Source organism: Pseudomonas sp. B20 (assembly GCF_020515755.1).
In the GTDB taxonomy this organism is placed as follows: Bacteria; Pseudomonadota; Gammaproteobacteria; order Pseudomonadales; family Pseudomonadaceae; genus Aquipseudomonas; species Aquipseudomonas syringae.
Genome location: NZ_JAHPJG010000007.1, coordinates 224624 through 244410, shown reverse-complemented (window position 1 = coordinate 244410; position 19787 = coordinate 224624). Strand labels below are relative to the sequence as shown.

Annotated in this window: 15 protein-coding genes; 12 read left to right on the top strand and 3 right to left on the bottom strand. The window is 59.3% G+C overall.

Features of this window, described 5'->3' with window-relative positions:
* Positions 1 to 283 precede the first annotated feature (283 nt).
* A complete protein-coding gene (gmd, locus tag LIX91_RS10495; RefSeq protein WP_024959429.1) occupies positions 284 to 1330 on the top strand; it encodes a GDP-mannose 4,6-dehydratase in 1047 nt (348 codons plus the stop codon).
* A gap of 75 nt (positions 1331 to 1405) precedes the next feature.
* Here the strand turns inward: gmd and LIX91_RS10490 are convergent, their stop codons facing one another.
* Positions 1406 to 2365 carry a GDP-mannose 4,6-dehydratase gene (locus tag LIX91_RS10490; RefSeq protein WP_103695938.1) on the bottom strand — a complete coding sequence of 320 codons (960 nt, stop codon included), beginning with the start codon at positions 2363 to 2365 and terminating at the stop codon, positions 1406 to 1408.
* 262 nt (positions 2366 to 2627) lie between these two features.
* Between LIX91_RS10490 and LIX91_RS10485 the strand changes: the two genes are divergently transcribed.
* Entirely contained in the window at positions 2628 to 3941 is a 1314-nt protein-coding gene (locus LIX91_RS10485) for a methyl-accepting chemotaxis protein (RefSeq protein ID WP_032702623.1), read from the top strand.
* 88 nt (positions 3942 to 4029) lie between these two features.
* Here the strand turns inward: LIX91_RS10485 and LIX91_RS10480 are convergent, their stop codons facing one another.
* Together LIX91_RS10480 and LIX91_RS10475 are read right to left on the bottom strand one after the other, a co-directional pair.
* The gene (locus LIX91_RS10480) at positions 4030 to 5601 is read right to left on the bottom strand and encodes an alkaline phosphatase D family protein (protein ID WP_226488455.1); all 1572 of its coding nucleotides are present in this window, start codon (positions 5599 to 5601) and stop codon (positions 4030 to 4032) included.
* Positions 5598 to 6161: a GNAT family N-acetyltransferase gene (locus tag LIX91_RS10475; protein WP_226488454.1), complete on the bottom strand. Its 564-nt coding sequence runs from the start codon at positions 6159 to 6161 to the stop codon at positions 5598 to 5600. The genes LIX91_RS10480 and LIX91_RS10475 overlap by 4 nt, the downstream gene beginning before the upstream one ends.
* 201 nt (positions 6162 to 6362) lie before the next feature.
* Between LIX91_RS10475 and LIX91_RS10470 the strand changes: the two genes are divergently transcribed.
* From LIX91_RS10470 to bcsB, 10 genes are all read left to right on the top strand, one after another.
* Positions 6363 to 6770, top strand: coding sequence for an ExbD/TolR family protein (locus LIX91_RS10470; RefSeq protein WP_003345964.1), 408 nt, complete (start codon positions 6363 to 6365; stop codon positions 6768 to 6770).
* 2 nt (positions 6771 to 6772) lie between these two features.
* Positions 6773 to 7543 (top strand): energy transducer TonB, encoded by a 771-nt coding sequence (locus tag LIX91_RS10465; RefSeq protein WP_226488453.1) that lies wholly within the window; start codon positions 6773 to 6775, stop codon positions 7541 to 7543.
* A 20-nt stretch (positions 7544 to 7563) separates the two neighbouring features.
* Entirely contained in the window at positions 7564 to 9846 is a 2283-nt protein-coding gene (locus tag LIX91_RS10460) for a TonB-dependent receptor (RefSeq protein WP_226488452.1), read from the top strand.
* A gap of 25 nt (positions 9847 to 9871) precedes the next feature.
* Positions 9872 to 10522 (top strand): MotA/TolQ/ExbB proton channel family protein, encoded by a 651-nt coding sequence (locus LIX91_RS10455; protein WP_003404753.1) that lies wholly within the window; start codon positions 9872 to 9874, stop codon positions 10520 to 10522.
* 63 nt (positions 10523 to 10585) lie between these two features.
* Positions 10586 to 11827: a phospholipase D-like domain-containing protein gene (locus tag LIX91_RS10450; RefSeq protein WP_226488451.1), complete on the top strand. Its 1242-nt coding sequence runs from the start codon at positions 10586 to 10588 to the stop codon at positions 11825 to 11827.
* Positions 11828 to 11876: 49 nt separating this feature from the next.
* A complete protein-coding gene (locus tag LIX91_RS10445; protein WP_011266686.1) occupies positions 11877 to 12362 on the top strand; it encodes a GNAT family N-acetyltransferase in 486 nt (161 codons plus the stop codon).
* A 318-nt stretch (positions 12363 to 12680) separates the two neighbouring features.
* On the top strand, positions 12681 to 13892 hold the full coding sequence (locus tag LIX91_RS10440; RefSeq protein ID WP_226488450.1) for a murein transglycosylase A: 1212 nt from the start codon (positions 12681 to 12683) through the stop codon (positions 13890 to 13892).
* A 269-nt stretch (positions 13893 to 14161) separates the two neighbouring features.
* Positions 14162 to 15301, top strand: coding sequence for a cellulose biosynthesis protein BcsQ (gene bcsQ / locus LIX91_RS10435; RefSeq protein ID WP_100072367.1), 1140 nt, complete (start codon positions 14162 to 14164; stop codon positions 15299 to 15301).
* Positions 15298 to 17517 carry a UDP-forming cellulose synthase catalytic subunit gene (gene bcsA / locus LIX91_RS10430; RefSeq protein ID WP_226488449.1) on the top strand — a complete coding sequence of 740 codons (2220 nt, stop codon included), beginning with the start codon at positions 15298 to 15300 and terminating at the stop codon, positions 17515 to 17517. The genes bcsQ and bcsA overlap by 4 nt, the downstream gene beginning before the upstream one ends.
* A gap of 14 nt (positions 17518 to 17531) precedes the next feature.
* The gene (gene bcsB, locus LIX91_RS10425) at positions 17532 to 19787 is read left to right on the top strand and encodes a cellulose biosynthesis cyclic di-GMP-binding regulatory protein BcsB (RefSeq protein ID WP_226488448.1); all 2256 of its coding nucleotides are present in this window, start codon (positions 17532 to 17534) and stop codon (positions 19785 to 19787) included.

Sequence of the window (19787 nt, the reverse complement as noted above, 5' to 3'; positions counted from 1 at the left end):
GCCCGTAAGCATAAGGCTTCAACTGGTGTCCTGTACCTTTGGTCACCGACGTTCTGGCTATCGCGCAGGACGATGGTGAGTTTCTCGATGCAACATCGGCCGTCAGCTGCGCGATGCAGAGGTATCTGAAAAATGACTGCTTGCACTTCAGATCCCCATCTATAGTGGTCCTATGCTTCGACTCAAACAATGTGGGCTGCTTTCGAAGCGACCGCGCCGGGATTCATGAATTTATCTCGGCATAATAAATGAAGCCAAGCGAACCCAGACCGAGCTCCTATTTATGAATACACCTCAAGACTCTGTAATGATCACAGGTATCACTGGCCAGGACGGCGCGTATCTGACTCAACTTCTACTGGAGAAAGGTCATAAGGTTTACGGCACCTATCGCCGTACCAGTTCGGTCAATTTCTGGCGTCTCGAAGAGCTTGGCGTAGCCAGCCATCCGAATCTGCACCTGGTTGAACATGACCTGACTGATTTGAGTGCCAGCATCCGCTTGTTGCAAAAAGCCGAACCCACTCAGATTTACAACCTGGCGGCGCAAAGTTTTGTCGGTGTTTCCTTCGATCAACCGATAACGACTGCCGAAATTACCGGCTTGGGTGCAGTCAACCTGCTCGAAGCGATACGCATCGTGAACCCCAAGATACGTTTTTATCAGGCGTCGACCTCCGAAATGTTCGGCAAGGTACAAGAAGTTCCACAGGTCGAAAGCACGTCGTTCTATCCGCGCAGCCCTTATGGCGTCGCCAAGCTTTATGCGCACTGGATGACGGTCAACTATCGGGAGTCCTACGGGATTTTTGGTGCCAGCGGCATTTTGTTCAACCATGAGTCTCCGCTGCGCGGCAAAGAGTTCGTCACCCGCAAAATAACTGATTCTGCAGCACGTATTTCACTGGGTATGTCGCAACTTCTGGAGTTAGGCAATCTGGATGCCAAGCGTGACTGGGGGTTTGCCAAAGAGTACGTGGAAGGCATGTGGCGCATGTTGCAAGCCGACGAGCCCGACTCATTTGTACTGGCGACCCACAGATCCGAAACGGTTCGTGACTTTGTGGCCATGGCGTTCAAGGCTGTCGACATAGATCTGGAATGGAAAGGCAGCGCGGAGAACGAGCGGGGTATCAATGTGGCGACGGGCGAGACACTCGTTCAGGTCAATCCCAAGTTCTACCGCCCCTCTGAAGTCGAGTTGCTAATTGGCAATCCTGAAAAAGCCAAGCGGGTGCTTGGTTGGGAGGCAAGTACTAGTCTTGAGCAACTCTGTCGTTTGATGGTGGACGCAGATTTGAAGCGTAATCGGCAAGGGACATCGTTTTGAGCAACCCTTTCTATGCTGTACGACGTGAGCCTCAGGCGCTCGATCAAAGCGCCACTTGCACTGAGGCGTGATGACTCAAACCATTTCAGCTACCTCATCGCGCCAGTAATTCAACAGCGTTGCGAGCGTATCCTGAAGTTTCGTCGTGGGCTCCCAGTCAGTCACTGTGCGGAGAGCGGAGTTATCGCCGAACGCGCTGGGTATGTCGGACGGCCGCATTCTGTCTGGATCGTTGACCACCTCTATCGTGCTTGAGCTCAGTGCCGTGAGTTGAGTAAGTATGGCCTTCATGCTTGTGGGCTCGCCACGGCAAATATTCATGCAACGAGGATGGGCTTGCCGCGTGTCGGCCATTTTCAACAGGGCGATATACGCATCGCACACATCACTTACATCGAGAAAGTCTCGCTCTGCTTGCAGGTTGCCAACTTTCAACTGTGGTGCCTGCCTGCCTGCTTCTATCAAGGCTATCTGACGAGCAAATGAGGCCGTTGCGAAGTCAGCTGATTGCCCTGCACCAATATGATTGAAAGGGCGTACGACGATACCTTTCTGTCCACGACGAAAGTTCTCGTGGAAGGCCGTTTCAGCAGCGAGTTTGCTGGCGGCATACGGGTTCATCGGCCTGCATATGCTGTTTTCGTCGAGGGCAATACCCTGCTTGAACGCCTCGCCATAAACCTCCGATGAGCTCACAAACAGCACAAATGCCTGTGGACTCTGGCGTTGTAGTGCCTGCAGAAGGTTCATGCTTCCCATGACATTGGTTTGCCATGTCGTCAACGGGTCCTCGAAACTGGCGGGTACGTGAGTGATTGCGGCCAAATGGACAACATGAGTGGGGTTCGATTGGGACACTGCGTGCTCTAAGCCAGAAGCATCGCGAATGTCACAATGCAGCGATTCGGCAGCATGACTGGACCTCGGAGACCCAGGGCTCACCAATGCAGCTACATGATGTCCTGCCTGCTGTAGCTTTCGACACAGCATCTGCCCGACGAAACCGTTTGCACCAGTGATCAGAATGCGTTGCATCGTGTGGCCTCCTCGTGGCGCGTGCTGCAAGTAAGTGAGTTTAGCAATGGTGGGGCGATCTGTCTGACCCTCTGCGTATGCCCTTTGTTTCGCTTTAGAGACGCCCTTCAGCAGGCTGGTAAATTCAAGAATTTTGCATTTAAAGCACCGCAGGCGCCGGGGACAACATACACCAATCCAATCTGCCACCATCAGACGAAATGCCTTAAACCCGTCTACGCTTGTGTCGATATATACGTACAACCTCACTATGGGTGCCGTCATGTTCAACGCTCGCTTGAAAAAGGAATTACAGGCACAAAAGGCCGAGTTATCCATGTACCGGCAGATGCAGAAAGGGATGGATGCGCAAATGGTCTGTCTGACTCTGGACGCCAGCTACCACATCGTCCACGCCAATGAAAACCTTCTCAGCGCGCTTGGCTACTCGCTCGAGCAAGTGCTGGGCAAGGATCTCGACCACTTGGTGCCTACTTACGTCAAACAGCTGGATTGCTACCGCAGTCTCAAAGTGGCGGTGCAAAAGGGCGAGTCGGTCATCGACAGGTACCGTTTTCTGCATGCCGATGGCCGGCTGGTGTGGATTCGCGCCCTCTGGCAGCCGGTGCTGGATGAGCAGGGCAGGCTGATGACGTTGCAATGCTACGGATCGGACATCACCCAGATTGTCGAAACGGCTGCCGAGAACTCTGCGTTTATTCAGGCATTGTTGCGCTCGACCGCCGTGATCGAGTTCGATCTCAGCGGCCAGGTATTGACCGCCAATGATCAGTTCCTGCGCGGCATGGGTTACAGCCTGGCGCAGATCAAGGGCAAGCATCACAGCATCTTTTGTGATCCGGCAGAAACCTCTCAGGCGTCTTACCGGGAATTCTGGGCCATGCTCAACCGTGGCGAGTTCGTGGCCGGGCGCTTCAAGCGTATCGACAGCAGCGGGCGTGAGGTCTGGCTGGAAGCAACCTACAACCCGGTCCACGATGCTCAGGGCAAACTCTACAAGGTGGTCAAGTTCGCCACGATGGTGACCGACCAGGTGGCCCGCGAAGAAGAAGTCAGTCAGGCCGCCAGCGTGGCGTTTGAAATCTCCCAGCAGACCGACGTCAGCGCTCAGCGCGGCGCGGATGTGGTGCAGAACACTGTAAAGACCATGCGCAAGATCTCCGAAGAGATGCAGTCGGCTTCCTCGGGCATCGAAGCGCTGGGCAAACAGTCATTGCTGATCAATTCCATCGTGCAGACCATTGGTGGCATTGCCCAGCAAACCAACCTGCTGGCACTCAACGCCGCCATCGAGGCCGCACGTGCCGGTGAGCAGGGCCGGGGCTTTGCCGTAGTGGCTGACGAAGTCCGCCAACTGGCAGGCCGCACCAGCGCCGCAACCGAAGAAATCGTCAGCGTCGTGCAGCAAAATCAGTCGCTGGCCGATGAGGCGGTACGCGGTATGGCCAACAGCCGCACCCAGGCGGAACAGGGCCTGATGCTGGCCAACGAGGCCGGTGCGGTGATCGTCGAGATTCAGGAGGGGGCCAAACAGGTAGTGGGCGCCGTGGGGCGGTTTGCCAATCAGTTGAAATAATCCTGCTGTGCCTCTGTTGCATGGCGCAAACGCCTAAAGACCGTCAATGCGGGCTTTAGGCGTTTCAATGTTGACTCATGTTCAGGCTTCACACCGCAACAGCCCCCGCCTTGCCAGCCTCCACCACAAAACCCTTGAGCGTCGACACGCTGGCAGCAGGATCCAGCACATCCGACACCACTTGAAAGCGGGTCTGCATCTGTTGCTCGCTCAGGTCGACTGCCACATAGCCGCGTTGACGGCTGTCGAAGAACTTCACATGTGGGTTGAGGCCGAGAATGCTGTTGAAGGCGTCGAACGGTGGTCCGCTGGAGGTTACCGAAGTGCCGACGAATTCGGTGGCGACGATGGCTGAGTCCGGATTGCCGGCGTCGGCGTGCAGGTCGGTGGTCCAGAACGAATGGATATCGCCACCCCAGAACACCGGGTTGCGAGTCTGGTGGCGTTGCAGGGAGGCCAGCACGCGCTCGCGGGTGGTCATGTAGCCGTCCCAGCCGTCGGTCCAGTGGCCCTGCGCCTGGGTCTTGAGATCTCGCTGTTCCAGTGGCGCGACCAGCAAATCCTGGGCAATGACATTCCACTGTCCGGGAGATTCGGCGAAGCTGCGGTCCAGCCAGGCTTCCTGTTCCCAACCGAGCATGGTGCGTTTCGGGTCACGCAGATCCGGGCAGTCGCTGGGCGCGACGTGACCTCGACGGCTGCCGTTGGCCTGGATGCAGGGTTGCTCGGAACGGTACTGTCGACCGTCCAGTACGTGAAAACGTGCCAGACGCCCATAGTCGAGGTTGCGGTAGATACGCATCTCCTGTCCTTTGGGCAGGCTGCTGGCGCGCAACGGCATGTGTTCGTAAAACGCCTGATAGGCGGCGGCCCTGCGGCGCAGAAAGCTGTCCACCGGCACGTTGGGGTCCTGTGACCACTGGGCGGCGTAGTCATTTTGCACTTCGTGGTCGTCCCAGGTGGCGACGCTCGGCGCACAGGCGTGCAGCGCTTGCAGGTCGGGGTCGGTCTTGTACTGCGCGTATCGGTTGCGATAGCCCGCCAGGTCCATGGGGTCAGGTGTAGCGTGGTGACGCGGGAACCGAGTGTTTTCCGGGGACACGTTCATCTCATAGATGTAGTCGCCAAGAAAGAACACCAGGTCCGGGCGCTCCGCGGCCAGGTGTCGATAGGCGCTGAAGTACCCGGCCTCCCAGTGCGAGCACGACACGAAGCCGAACCGCGCCGAGGCCATGGCACTTGCCAGCGGTGCAGTGCAGGCCTGCCCGACAGCGCTTTGCGCCCCCAGGCTCTCGAACTGATACCAATAAGGACGTCCAGGCTGCAAGCCGCTCACTTCGACATGCACCGAATGGGCAAGGCGCGGGTGGGCGGTGGCCTGTCCTGTGCGGACTACGTGAACCATGGCCACATCGCTGGCGATCTTCCAGCGCACCTCGACAGGTTTGTTCAGCCCGCCATCACCCGAGGGCGTCATCACCTTGGGTGCCAGACGTGTCCATATCACGAAGCCGTCCGGCAACGGATCGCCAGACGCCACGCCAAGCGTAAATGGATAATCGACCCCCGCGCTGCGCGAAAACGGGCTGAGGATCGACAGCAACGTGGCACCGGCGACTCCGGTAATGATGCGTCGACGGTCGGGGTTGAAATCGGTCATGACGTGGCCTCCGACGATGCGTATTCCGAGCGCAACAGTCCGAACAGCAACATGTTCTTGAACACACCGTTTTTTAGAAATGCCTCTCTGGTACAGCCCTCATACGATAGCCCGCACTTCTCCAGGACCCTGGCGCTGGCCGGGTTGTCGCTGAAGCACTGGCCGGCGATGCGGTTGAGGTTCATGTCCGTGAAGCCATGCCTCAGCAAGCCTTTAGCCGCTTCGCAGGCATAACCCCGATTTTGGTATTGGATTCCTGTCCAGTAACCCAGATGGCCGCTGCGATGCGAGATCGAAAGGCGCAGCGAGACGATCCCGGTCAATTCTCCGCTTTCCTGAAGGTGAACCCCGAGGCTCACCGTCTGACCGGCGGCGTACTGGTCATGGGTCTCGGCGATGAATGCCTGCGCATGCTCAAGGGGATAGGGGCTGGGCAGTGCAGAGGTCATGGCCGCAATCGTCGGCTCGTCGGCCAGGCGTGCGAAGGTAAACGCCTGTTCAGGCTGCAACGCGGCGAGCAGCAGACGCGAGGTTCTGATAGTGGGCAGCGGGCGACTCATCCGTATTTTCCGTCGGGTTGAATGCTCAAACGCTGGCGCGTTGTTATGGCATTTCCGTGACGGCCTCAAGAATCATTTAAGTGCCATGAGATGTACAGGTAACAGCCATGTAACAGTCATGTATCGGTCTTGTAAAACCAACCGATCGGTCATGTTCGGTTGCTAGATTCTCGGCCTCTAACAAGAAAGCGAGAGGCTGGCATGAGAACGTGGGACGAACCTAAAAAGCGCAAGGCGCACATCGAACTGATCCCCATGATCGACGTGATGATGTTCCTGCTGGTCTTTTTCGTATTGGTAAGCCTGAACGTGATTCCGGCGTTGGGGATGAAAACCCAGTTGCCGAGTGCCAGCAGTTCACAGCAGCTCAAGCCGCAGAACAAATCGATCCTGACGCTGGGGCTCAACGGCGAATTACAGCTCGACGGCAAGGCGACCACGGTCGACGCCCTGGTGCCTGCCTTGAAGGCGCTGGAAAAACCCGACAGCAAAACCACGATCATCGTTAACAGCGACAAGGGCGTGGAAGTCGCCCGTCTGGTCGAGATCATGGACACCCTGCGTCTGGGTGGTTTCACGTCAGTCTCCATCGCCACGCGCAAATCCTGACCATGTATTTCCTGTTTCGTGTACGTCAGTGGCTCGGCGGCCTGCCCGCGCTGGTGGCGCTCATCGCAATTGTGATCGGTGTGCAGACCCGTCCGCTGAAAATGGAGCCGGTCTACGACGAATCTGCCGTGGAACTGGCGCTGGTCGAGCCCGAGCAGCCCGCGCCCGAGCCATTGACGCAGCCTGAACCGCCACCGGTACAGCCTGACGAGCCGCCACCTCCGCCACCTCCGCCACCTGTAGTCGAAAGCGAAGAAGCCGAACCGGCGCCACCGCCACCGCCCAAGCCCGTTCCCAAGCCAAAACCCAAGCCGGAGATCAAGCCAGAACCCCGGCCTAAGCCCTTGCCCAAACCGGCAGTGACAAAACCCGTCGAGCCGGTTCAGGCACCCAGCAAGCCGATCGCCAGCGCCCCGGTTGCGCCGACGTCACCGCCTGCGCCACCCGCACCGCCGAAGGTCGACACCCAGGGTATGGAAGGTGGCTACCTCAAAGGGCTGCGCAGTGAACTGGACGGTTACAAACAATACCCGACTGGCCGTCAGGCCTCACTGGAGCGCCCGAGTGGCGAGGTTGTGGTGTGGTTATTGGTCGACCGCCAGGGGCGAGTACTGGACTCCGGCATTCAGACCCAGGCCTCCAGCATGCTGCTCAACCGCGCAGCCGCCAACAGTCTGCGACGCATCAAGCAGGTCAAGCCGTTTCCCGAGCAAGCCTTTGGTGGACGCAGCGAACAGCGCTTCACCGCCACCTTCAACTACAGCGTGCAATAGCACTGACAAGGAACAAAGTGATGAAGTTTTCCAGAATTCACCTTGCGTTGGTCGCCGCGGGCATGAGTCACGGCATGGTTATGGCCGACTCGAGTGCCAGTGATGTCGGCACCATTGGTGTGCAAGGCAAGGCGACGGTTGGGGGTGGCTACATGGTGCAGGAGGAGAGCATCAAGGCGCGTTCCACTGTCACCAAAGAAGCGCTCGACAAGCAGACTGCAACAGGTAACGCCATCGACAAGCTCAAGTACACACCGGGCCTGAACATCTCCAGCGAAGACGCCACCGGTCTTTCCGGCTTCAGGTTCACCATGCGCGGTCTCAACTCCGATCAGGTTGGCATGTCGGTGGACGGTATGCCGATCAACGACTCCGGCAACTACGCGCTGTACTCCAACCTGCTGGGGGACCCGGAAAACATCGATCAGATTTTCGTGACTCAAGGCTCTGCCGAAAGTGACGGTCCGCACATCGGTTCCAGCGGCGGCAACATCGGTATTGTCACCATCCGGCCCACCAAGGAAACCGGCGCATTCGTCAAGCAGGTGGCGGGCAGCAACGGCACTTACAAGACCTTCGCGCGACTCAACACCGGAGAAATCAACGGGCTGAGCAACTGGCTGTCGATGTCTCACACCGAGGGTCAGAAATGGCGCGGCGATGGCGCGGTGCGTGCCGACAAGGTGGAGTGGAACAGCTTCTTCGACATGGGCTCGGGCAATACCGCCAACCTGATCCTCAAGTACCACGAGCAGGACAATAACAGCTACAGCCAGCTCACCAAGAGTCAGTTCCAGCAGAACGGGCGCAAGTTTGACCCTTATCCTTCGACGCCTGCGCTGGGCAGCAACGGCAAATTGTCCAGCTACTACGAGCTGGCGCAGAACCCGTTCCAGACGTTCACCGGCGTGCTCAATACCCAATTCAAACTGGCCGACAACCTGTCTCTTTCAGTCATCCCCTATTATTTCTGGGGTAATGGCAGCGGCGTGAACAGTTCTTCCTATGCGCTCAACCGCGGCTCGAATCAGAACGGTGTATTCGACCTGAGCAACCTGCCGACGGCGGCGGCCTATAACGCAGACGGATCATCGACCACTGGCGTGTATTACCGGCCGTCGCGTACCCAGACCTGGCGTCCGGGCATCACCACCAAGTTGAACTGGGACGTCAACGACGAGCACAGCGTACAGGTCGGTTACTGGTATGAACGCGCGCGTCAGTCGCAGACTCAGCCCTTCATCCGCCTGAAGAGCAATGGCAAGCCTGAAAGCATCCAGCCGGATTCGGACTACATGGTCGATGCCAACGGCAACGAGATCCAGGGCCGTGACCGCTATACCGTAACGCCTGCACAAAAAGTCTGGGCTCAGGACACCTGGTATTTCGCCCCGGACTGGACGCTGGTCGGCGGCCTGGCCTTCATGAACGTCGAACGCGAAGGCACCAACCACGGCAGCCTGACCGAGCGGCCGGAAAAACGCGACCAGACCTACAACAAGCTGTTGCCGAACGTCGGCCTCAAATACCAGCTGGATGAGCGCGACCAGTTGTTCTACAGCCTGTCAAGCAACATGCGCGTGCCGCAGAACTACGTTCTGTATGACCCGGGCACCGGCTCCATCGACAGCAAGCCGGAAACCAGCTGGAACCACGAACTGGGCTGGCGCTACACCGAACAGGACATGACGCTGGCGGCCACACTGTTTTACCTGCAGTTCAAGGACCGTCAGGTGTCATCAAAAGACGTCAATGGCGACTTTGCCGACATCAACGCCGGTGCAGTCGACAACAGCGGGCTGGAACTGGAATGGAGTGGCCTGCTGCCGCACCATTTCAATTACTACACCTCGTACACCTACACCCGCGCCAAACAGAAAGATGACCTGACCGTCTTCAATAACGGCACCGCCATCGAACTGCCCACCAGTGGCAAGCAATTTACCAACGTGCCGAAGAACATGCTGGCCGCCAACATCGGCTACGACGACGGCAGTTATTACGGGACCTTTGGCGCCAAGCTCACCAGCAAGCTGTATGGCGACCTGACCAACGACGAAAGCATTCCGGGGCGCACCATCTTCAATCTGGGCGCAGGGATCTACCTTCCGGTGGACAAGAAAATCGTCAAGGACGCCACCTTGCGTCTGAACGTCGACAACCTGTTCGACAAGGAATACCTGGACGGCGTGTACACCACCAAAACCAACGCGGGCACTTACAGCGGTTTTCGCGATGGCGACCCGGCTTACATCGTCGGGGTCGAGCGTACGGTCACCGTTTCTCTTGAAGCCAATTTTTAATCTTCATTGACCAGAGGTCATTGCCATGGACATGAATCAGCTCCACGACATCACGTTCTATGTGATGTACGCCGCCATCGCGATAGCGATCTTTGTCGCGATCGAACGAGGCATCTACTTTGCCTACGTGCGTCGCCAGTCGCGGGCGCTGCAAACGGCACTCGGTGCTTCGGTACACAGTGAAAAGGATCTGCCGGAGACGCTGACACGCCGGACCAGCCTGCCACTGGAAATGGTCCTGCCGGTGCTTGCGCAAAAAAATGCGCAGGGCTCGCGCAGGGATCTGGATGACGTCATCGAAACCCAGTACCTGAGCACTCGCGCACCGCTGGCCCGCAGCCTCTGGCTGATCGAAACCATCACCACCGCTGCGCCACTGTTGGGCTTGTTGGGGACGATTCTGGGCATCATCGATACCTTCAAGGCCCTGGCCAGTGCCGGGGTGTCCGACCCCGGGCAGATTTCCGCCGGTATCGGTACAGCGCTGTTCGCGACCGGGTTGGGTATTGCCATTGCCTTGTTCTGCGTGGTCTTTCACAACTACTTTCAGGACAGCCTGGAACGCATCAATGACCAACTCAAGATCCTGCTGATTCGTGCCTCCAGCGGAGCACGTGTGCATGACGAGGCCGAGCATCCGGCTGTTTCGGCTCAACCGAAATACCGGACGGCTTGATCCAAATAGCGGCGCGTGCTCTGGCATGCGCCATCTTGTCTGTGTCTGGCGATGAGGCTCGCAATGCCCTCTTACCCTTCGTATCGTCGACTGTCCCTGAGCTACCGCGCCGTGATCGCAGCGTTACTGCTGGGCAGTTCGTGCGCGCAGGCAGACTTCGCCATCCCGGGTTTCGAACTGGTACACACTGTGCCGGTCGGTTCTGACCTGCAGACGCCTGACCTGCGAGCACCCGGCGAGGTCTGGCGCGAGCTGTTTGACGGGGCTCGCCAGCGTATCGACATCGAACAGTTCTATGTCGCAGACCACGCAGGCTCGGTCATGGACAAGGTGCTTGAAAGCTTGACGGCAGCCGGGCAGCGCGGAGTGAAAATCCGGTTTCTGCTGGAAGAAAAAGGCCTGAAACTTTCCGACCCGCAGACCCTTGAGCGACTGCGCGCCGTCCCCAACCTCACCTTGCGCGTGCTGCCCTACGCAAAGCTCACGGGCAGCGGCATCATTCACGCCAAATTCCTGATCGTGGATGGCCGACAGGCGTTCATCGGCAGTCAGAACTTCGATTGGCGCTCACTGGAGCACATCCACGAAACCGGCCTGCGCATTGACGAGCCGACCGTCGTGGGCCAGACGCAGGCCATATTCGATCAGGACTGGCTTGCTCAGGCTGCCATTACCGAGGGCAAACCGGTTCCGGTGCCGCGCCCGGTCGATAGCACATCGCCCAACGGCAACTACCTGATCGCCAGCCCGCAGCGCTACAACCCGCCGGGGGTCGTCGACTCCCAGACCGAACTGCCCCGTTTGCTGGCGCAAGCCAAAAGTGAGGTTCGTGTCCAGTTGCTGGACTACGCGCCCCTGTCCTACGGGGCCGACAAAACCCGGCCTTACTATGCGGTCATCGATAATGCCCTGCGCAGCGCAGCCGCCCGCGGCGTGTCGATCAAACTCATGGTGTCCGACTGGAACACCGGCATGCCCGAAGTCGCCTACCTCAAGAGTCTGGCCCTGGTGCCCAACGTGCAGGTGCGCATCGTCACATTGCCGATGGCGGCTCAGGGTTTTATCCCCTATGCACGCGTGATCCACAGCAAGACCATGGATATTGATGATCAGGTTGCCTGGGTAGGCACCAGCAACTGGCTGGGCGGCTACCTCGACAACTCGCGCAATCTGGAAGTGGTGATGCACGACGGCTCGATGGCCAAACGCATCGGCCAACTGCACGAGCAGCTTTGGGATGGGCAGTACGCCAAGCCCATCGACATCAATCGCGACTACCCGGAGCCGCATCCGGGTAAGCCTTGACAGTAAGCAGATGGGTAGCCGAAAGGGCAGCGTTAGTGAGGGGGCTGAAATGAGCTTGATCGTCCGTGCGATGGCAGACAGTGACTGGTCTTCGCTGGCTGTTATGTTTGAACAACCGGTATTCCGTTGGTGGACGCTTCGTATGCCGCACCAGTCAATCAACGACGTAAAAAAGCTTGTCGAAAGTCGAAGTGCTTCTGGGCTGTCCCTCGTTGCCGAGTGCGATGGCATGGTTGTCGGCTGCGCCATGCTCTATCGTTTTCAGGGGCGCAGGCAGCACGTAGCTGATTTCTGGATGGGGGTTGCAGACAGTCATCATCGTCAGGGCATTGGTGACTTGTTATTGAGCGAGCTCACCGCCACTGCCTCTCGATGGATGAATTTAAAGCGCCTGGAGCTTACTGTTTTCGTCGATAACAAGCCTGCTATCGCACTGTACGAAAAGAATGGCTTTGTCATAGAGGGCACGCACAGGAAATTCGCCTATCGAGATGGCGAGTACATAGACGCTTTCAGCATGGCAGCAGTCTACTGAAGTCTTTTAAAAGACCCTCGGAATGCAGCCTGCTTGTTATCAGGTACGAAGTCGGGGCCGTGCAGCTCATCGCTGACATCCAAAGCGGTGCGTACCAACGGCGCCCATAAACCGCTTGAGCTATTCCACGCAGCGCCGGCCCAGCGTGTATCACCCATGAGCTATGACTTGCTCGATTCCATGGTTCTCTTAAGCGGCATATCCACATTTTCCAGGCTGACTTTTCAGACAAACCCTAGGCCCCTCTGCCCGCTTCGGCCACAATGACACCTTTCACCCACCAGCCTGCTGCGGGCTGTAAAAGGATTGGTGCTACTGATGATGCTCTCTTTCAAGCCATGGTTGCGGGGCCTGGCGCTGGTTTTGCCACTGGCTGCGTTACTGACCGCGTGTGACAAGTCCGACAAATCTGACAAGCCGGTGACGCCGTCTGCGCCGCCGCACACCACGTATAGCCAGGCTGGCTGGGACGCGCTGCCTGCGGTGTCCGACGCGGATTTGCAGGCCGGTTTTGCCTCGTGGCGCAGCGCGTGTGTTCGTTTGAAAGCCGATGCAGTGTGGGGGCCGACGTGTGCGGCGGCTGCGAGTCTTGCGGCTGCGCCGGATGCTGCTCAGATCCGCACCTTTTTGCAGGAGCAGTTGCAGGTCTACAGCCTGCGCGCAGACGGGGGCAGTGCCGATGGTTTGATCACCGGCTACTACGAGCCTGTTTATCCGGGCAGCCTGACGCAGACCGCCACGGCCAATGTGCCGGTGTATGGCATTCCTGACGATCTGATCGTGGTCAATCTGGACAGTATTTACCCAGAGCTCAAAGGCAAGCGTCTGCGCGGTCGGCTTGAGGGGCGGGTGCTCAAGCCTTACGACGACGCTGCGACGATCAGCGCGCAAGGCTTGAACGCGCCGGTGATTGCCTGGCTGACCGACCCGATGGATCTGCAATTCCTGCAGATTCAGGGCTCCGGTCGCGTGAGTCTGGAGGATGGCTCGCAGTTGCGTCTGGGCTATGCCGATCAGAACGGTCGTCCGTATCGCGCGATTGGTCGCTGGCTGGTAGAGCAGGGGCAGTTGAAGAAGGAAGATGTGACCATGGGCAGCATCGCGGCCTGGGCCAAGGCGCGTCCGGAGCGGATCAGCGAGCTGCTGGCGAGCAATCCCAGCTACGTGTTTTTTGCCCGTAACCCCGACAGCAACGAAGGTCCGCGCGGCTCGCTGAATGTGCCGCTGACCCCAGGCTATAGCGTGGCCATTGATCGCAAGGTGATTCCGCTGGGCAGTCTGCTCTGGCTCTCCACGACGCGGCCGGATGGCAGCAGCGTGGTGCGTCCGGTCGCTGCCCAGGACACGGGCGGTGCGATTGCCGGTGAAGTACGCGCCGACCTGTTCTGGGGGACCGGCGACGAGGCGGGCAAGCTGGCTGGCGACATGAAGCAGAAAGGTAATATCTGGCTGTTATGGCCCAAGGGCATGCCGTTGCCTCAGTCCGCAGAAACAGTTCCTGCAACAACCTCGGCTGCCGCTAGTCACTGAAATCCCTTCACCTCGATAGCTACCGTCCTGCTCAATGGATAGGTAGCTATCTTCTTCCTGCCCCGTTCTCCTTCAAAACATGCCTGAAACAGCCATGTGCACGGTTTTCCAACGCCAGAAATGTGTCATTAAAAGAACAATTTACCGTTCATCGGTAAATTGTGGACGTCATATAGCGGTTTTCTTGACACTATCATAATGACATTACACATTGGTATTAATGCTTTTACACAGGGATCGTGCATAGCGGCTCCTAGAGGTCATTCAGGATGAATCGAGCTGATGATGTGGCCAATCTGTTCCAGCGTTTTGGTGCGAGCTCCGAGGGTTATCTGGAGGTCGACGACAGCCTGGATTATCAGGAAACGCCCACAGCCGGTAGCTCTCCCGCTGCGCCGTCACGCATGACCGATCAACCGCTGCCCGAGCAGACTTGCGCGGCGCAACCGGCCGAAATGCCCGGTACGGCACCTGACCTCCTGATGACCTCGACAACCAAACGTGCCGCCTCCGGTGCCTTGGCGAATCTGCTCGCCGAGGCTGCCCATGCACGCCAGGCTGAAGCGCAGGCACGTAACAACGAAGCCCTGACTCAATCGCTGCTCAAGGGCCAGCCACCGAGAACATCGGCGCGCGTGATCGCAGTGGTGTCGGCCAAGGGCGGTGTGGGTAAAAGTACGCTCAGCGCGGCATTGGCCAGCCTGGTCAGAGTGCCCGGCGCGCAGACGCTGGCGATCGACCTCGATCCGCAAAACGCCTTGCAGCACCACCTCAATGCCAGCCCGGATGTCGCCGGCCTCGGCGTTGCCAGCCTGAGCGGCGAAAACTGGCGCACGTTGCTGCTGACCGGCTCCTGCGATACACAGGTTTTGCCGTATGGCACGCTGCCGCTCGATGAGCGCCGCTCCCTTGAGCACTTTCAGGAAAACGATCCGCACTGGCTGGTCCGTCAGATCGCCCGCATGCAGCTGGATGTCCGTGATGTGGTGATTCTCGATGTGCCATGCGGTGACCTGCGCATGTTGCAGCAGGCGCTGAATGCCGCCAGCCAGGTGCTGGTGGTGCTCACCGCCGATGCAGCGTGTTACGCGACACTGGATCAGATGCAGGGCTGGCTCGAGCCGGTTCTGGCCGGGCCGCAAGCGCCAGCCTGTGATTACGTCATCAACCGGTTCGACGCTTCGCGCACCTTCAGTCGCGACATGCACGACGTCCTGGCTCGACGTCTGGGCGAGCGGCTGCTGGGCGTCATTCGCAATGATTATGCGCTCGCAGAAGCGCTGGCTTACGGCCACAACGCGGTCCAGGTGCCGAGTGCCTCTCCCGGCACTCAGGACCTGCGCGTGCTGAGTAATGTGCTGATTGCCCGACTGCTGACTCAGGACGTAGAAGAGAACCGATTGTCATGACCAACCTGTCGCTCGACGCGTCCGTACCCCGGACGCGCTCATCATTGTGGCTGCATGCTTTGCTGACATGGTTCGGCGGTCTGTCGACGACCCTGCGGCGCGCCTTGAAAAGCGTGGCGATTGTGGTCGGCCTGCTGCTGATGGCGCTGGTCGTCACCGTGCCACTGGACCTCTATGCACAGTGCTTTTTTGCCCTGGCATGCTTCGCCGCGATGCTGGTGATTCGCCGGATACCGGGGCGTATATCGGTACTGACGCTGGTGACCCTGTCGTTGCTGGCTTCGTTTCGCTACATGTACTGGCGTCTGACCTCGACCCTGGATTTCGACAACTGGCTGGACAGTCTTTTGGGCTACGGCCTGATCATCGCCGAGTTCTACACGCTGATCGTTATTGTGCTGGGTTACGTGCAGACAGCCTGGCCGTTGCAGCGCAAGCCGGTGATCATGCCGAGCGATTCCAGCCAGTGGCCGACCGTCGATGTGTTCATTCCGTCGTACAACGAGGCGCTGAGCATCGTCAAACTGACCATCTTTGCCGCCCAGTCCATCGACTGGCCACGCGACAAGCTGCGGGTCTATGTGCTCGATGATGGTCGTCGCGAGGATTTTCGCGAGTTCTGCGAACAGATCGGCGTCGGCTACCTGACCCGCGGCGACAATCGACATGCCAAGGCGGGCAATCTGAACGAAGCGCTCAAGGCCACGAGTGGCGAGTACATCGCCATGTTCGACGCCGACCACGTGCCGACCCGCTCCTTTCTGCAGGTCGCCATGGGCTGGTTTCTCAAGGACCCGAAACTGGCGATGCTGCAGACGCCGCACTTTTTCTTCTCGCCCGACCCGTTCGAAAAGAACCTCGATACCTTCCGCAGCGTGCCCAACGAGGGCGAGCTGTTTTATGGCCTGCTGCAGGACGGCAACGACCTGTGGAACGCGACCTTCTTCTGCGGCTCCTGCGCGGTACTGCGTCGCTCGTCGTTGCTGGACATCGGTGGTGTGGCCACTGAAACCGTGACCGAGGATGCGCACACTGCGCTGAAGCTGAATCGGGCTGGCTACAACACGGCGTACCTGGCGATTCCCCAGGCGGCGGGGCTGGCGACGGAAAGTCTGTCGCGTCACGTTGCCCAGCGCATTCGCTGGGCGCGGGGCATGGCGCAGATCTTTCGCACTGACAACCCGCTATTGGGCAAGGGCCTTTCGCTGGGCCAGCGGCTGTGCTACGCCAACTCCATGCTGCACTTCTTTTACGGCCTGCCGCGTCTGGTGTTTCTCACCGCGCCACTGGCGTACCTGCTGTTCGGTGCCGAGGTCATGCACGCCTCGGCGCTGATGATCACCGCCTATGTGTTGCCGCACCTGGCCCACGCCAGCCTGACCAACTCGCGGATTCAGGGCCGCTTCCGCCATTCGTTCTGGAACGAGGTCTACGAGGCGGTGCTGGCCTGGTACATCATGGGCCCGGTGCTGATGGCGCTGGTCAACCCGAAATTCGGTGGCTTCAACGTGACCGACAAGGGCGGCGTGGTCGAGGAGAAATTCTTCGACTGGACGCTGGCGCGGCCTTACATCGTGCTGCTGACGCTGAACGCAGTGGTCTTCGTGTTGGGCATCTACAGCCTCTATCAGCTGGGCTGGAATAACGATGCGATCACCCTGACCATCGTCATCAACATGGCCTGGACGATCTACAACATCATCATCACCAGCGCTGCGATTGCAGTGGCCAGCGAGATCCGTCAGGTGCGCACCGAGCCCCGGGTCCAGGCCAGACTGCCGATTCGCGTTACCCGCGCCGATGGCATGGTATTCGATGCCGTGACTCAGGACTTTTCGCAGACCGGCCTCGGTCTGGTTCTGCCCGCCGACTCGGGCATCGACAGTGGCGACAGCATCACGGTGTCGCTGTATCGCGGTACGCAGACCAGTCATTTCCCCGCCACGGTGATGTTCTGCCGCGACGGCTATCTGGGCACTCGCTTCGATGATCTGTCGCTGCGTCAGCAGAGCGAACTGGTACGCCTGACCTTTGGCCGTGCCGACACCTGGGCGTCGACCTGGGGGCACGGCAAGCCGGACACCCCGCTGTCTGCGCTACGCGAAGTCAGCCATGTCGGTGTACGTGGCGTCGTCGAGTTGCTCAGGGCCACTCGCAAGGATTTCAGCCGGTTACTGCCAACACGTAAAAAACCCTCCCCACCTCCCGCACTTTGATGGATTGAGTAGTCATGACTAAACGGTATTTTTTCGGTGCCGAGCGGTTCGCCGTTCGCCGCTCATGGGCCCTGTTGGCTTGTGCGTTGTCCATGCTCTCCACAGGGGCGGGTGCAAGCGCTGCTGAAACGGCGGGTGCCAACGAGGGTTACAGCGTGACGCTGCAACAACTGGGGCGCAATTACCCGATGAACCTGCGCGGTGTGGAAGCCACCGACAGCGTCAACTTCAACGTGCGTGCCGATCAGGTGGTGACCGGCGCAAGCCTGTCGCTGAGCTACAGCTATTCGCCGGCGTTGCTGGCGGACCTGTCGCAGATCAACGTCATGATCAACGACGAAGTGGCCGCGACCCTTCCGCTGCCCAAGGACGGCGCCGGCAAGCCACAGACGCAGGTGATCGAGATTCCGCCGCAGATGATCACCGAGTTCAACCGCCTGAGCCTGCAGTTCATCGGCCATTACACGATGAGCTGCGAAGACCCCAAGCATTCCAGCCTCTGGGCGCGGATCAACAACGACACGCGGCTGGACATCCGGGTCACGCCCTTCGCGCTGCCCAACGACCTGGCGATTCTGCCGCTGCCGTTCTTCGACCGCCGCGATGACCGTGACGTGAATCTGCCGGTGGTGATGGGCGCGGCACCCGATAACGCGACGCTCGAAGCTGCAGGCGCGCTGGCTTCATGGATTGGCGCGGCCAAGACCCGCTCGCGTATGGCCAGCTTCCCGGCGCACTTCAATGAGCTGCCGGCCAAGGGCAATGCGCTGGTATTGCTCAAAGGCGACGGTCCGTTGCAGCTCGGCGCATTGACGATGCCAGCGCCGAAAGGCCCGACCCTGACGATGGTGACCCATCCCAACGACCCGGACAGCAAGCTGTTGGTGATCACCGGGCGTGACTCGGCGGAGCTCAAGCGGGCAGTCAATGCGCTGGTAGTTGGCGGTCAGAGCCTGGTCGGCAGCAGCGCATTGATCGAGCGTGTCGACATGCTTGCACCGCGCAAACCATACGACGCGCCGAACTGGCTGCCCAGTGATCGACCGATCAAACTGGGCGAGCTGATGCCTGCCAACAAACTCAACGTCTCCGGATACGATCCGGGTGACATCACCGTGCCGTTGAACCTGCCGCCGGACCTGTTCAGCTGGCGTGAAGACGGCGTGCCATTGACCCTCAAATACCGCTACACACCGCAGGAACGCTCGAACAATTCGTCGATCATGGTCAGCCTCAACGACACGCTGATCAAGGCCGAGCCGCTGCCGTCGATCGAGAACCTGAACAACTCTATCGTCTCGCGACTGACGGGCGGCGATGACACGATCAGCCGTGAAGCGCATGTGTACCTGCCGCTCAACGCCGCGGCCCTGCAATCGCGCCTGCAACTGCGCTACATGTTCGACTACCTCAAGCAGGGCGAGTGTGGCGACATCATTATCGATAACATGCGCGGCAGCATCGATCCGGAATCGACGCTGGATTTCAGCGGTTACGACCACTTCATGGCTATGCCGAACCTGGGCGTGTTCAAGGATTCAGGGTTTCCGTTCACACGCCTGGCGGACTTGTCGCAGACCGCTGTGGTGCTGGCTGATCAGCCGAGTGCCGAAGACGTCAGCGCTTACCTGAGCGTGCTGGGCCGTTTCGGCGAGTCGACCGGTTACCCGGCGACCGGTGTGTCGGTGATCAAGGCGGCGCAGATCGCCAGTGCCGCCGACAAGGACATACTGGTCATGTCCTCGGGCAGTGAGCAGCCGTTGCTCAAACAGTGGGCCGACCGTTTGCCGATCTCCGGCAATGCTCAGCAACAGGGCTTCGAGCTTTCCGATCTGGCCTTCCGTCTGCGCGACTGGATGAGCCCGGACCCGGATGAAAACCAGCGTCGGGCGCGGGTCGCCATGGCGTTCTCCAGCGACGTGCGCAGCACCTTCCTGACCGGTTTCGAATCGCCGCTGCACAAGGGACGCAGCGTCGTGCTGATCTCCAGCGGTCAGCCCGGCGGCATGAGCGACGTTGCCCGTGCGCTGAGCGGCAGCGACAAGGTTCAGGGCAGCCTGGTGGTGGTGCGCGGCGATTCGGTCGAGGCGCTGGTTGCCGAGCAGAAGTACTACGTCGGTGACCTTGGGCCGATCAAATACGTGCAGTGGCTGATGTCGCGCAACGTGCTGTGGCTGCTGCTGGTGGTTGCCGTGGGTGTGGTGCTGGTGACCGGAGTTGCCTACCTGACCCTGCGCTCGCTCGCCAAGCGCCGTCTGGAGCAGGAATAA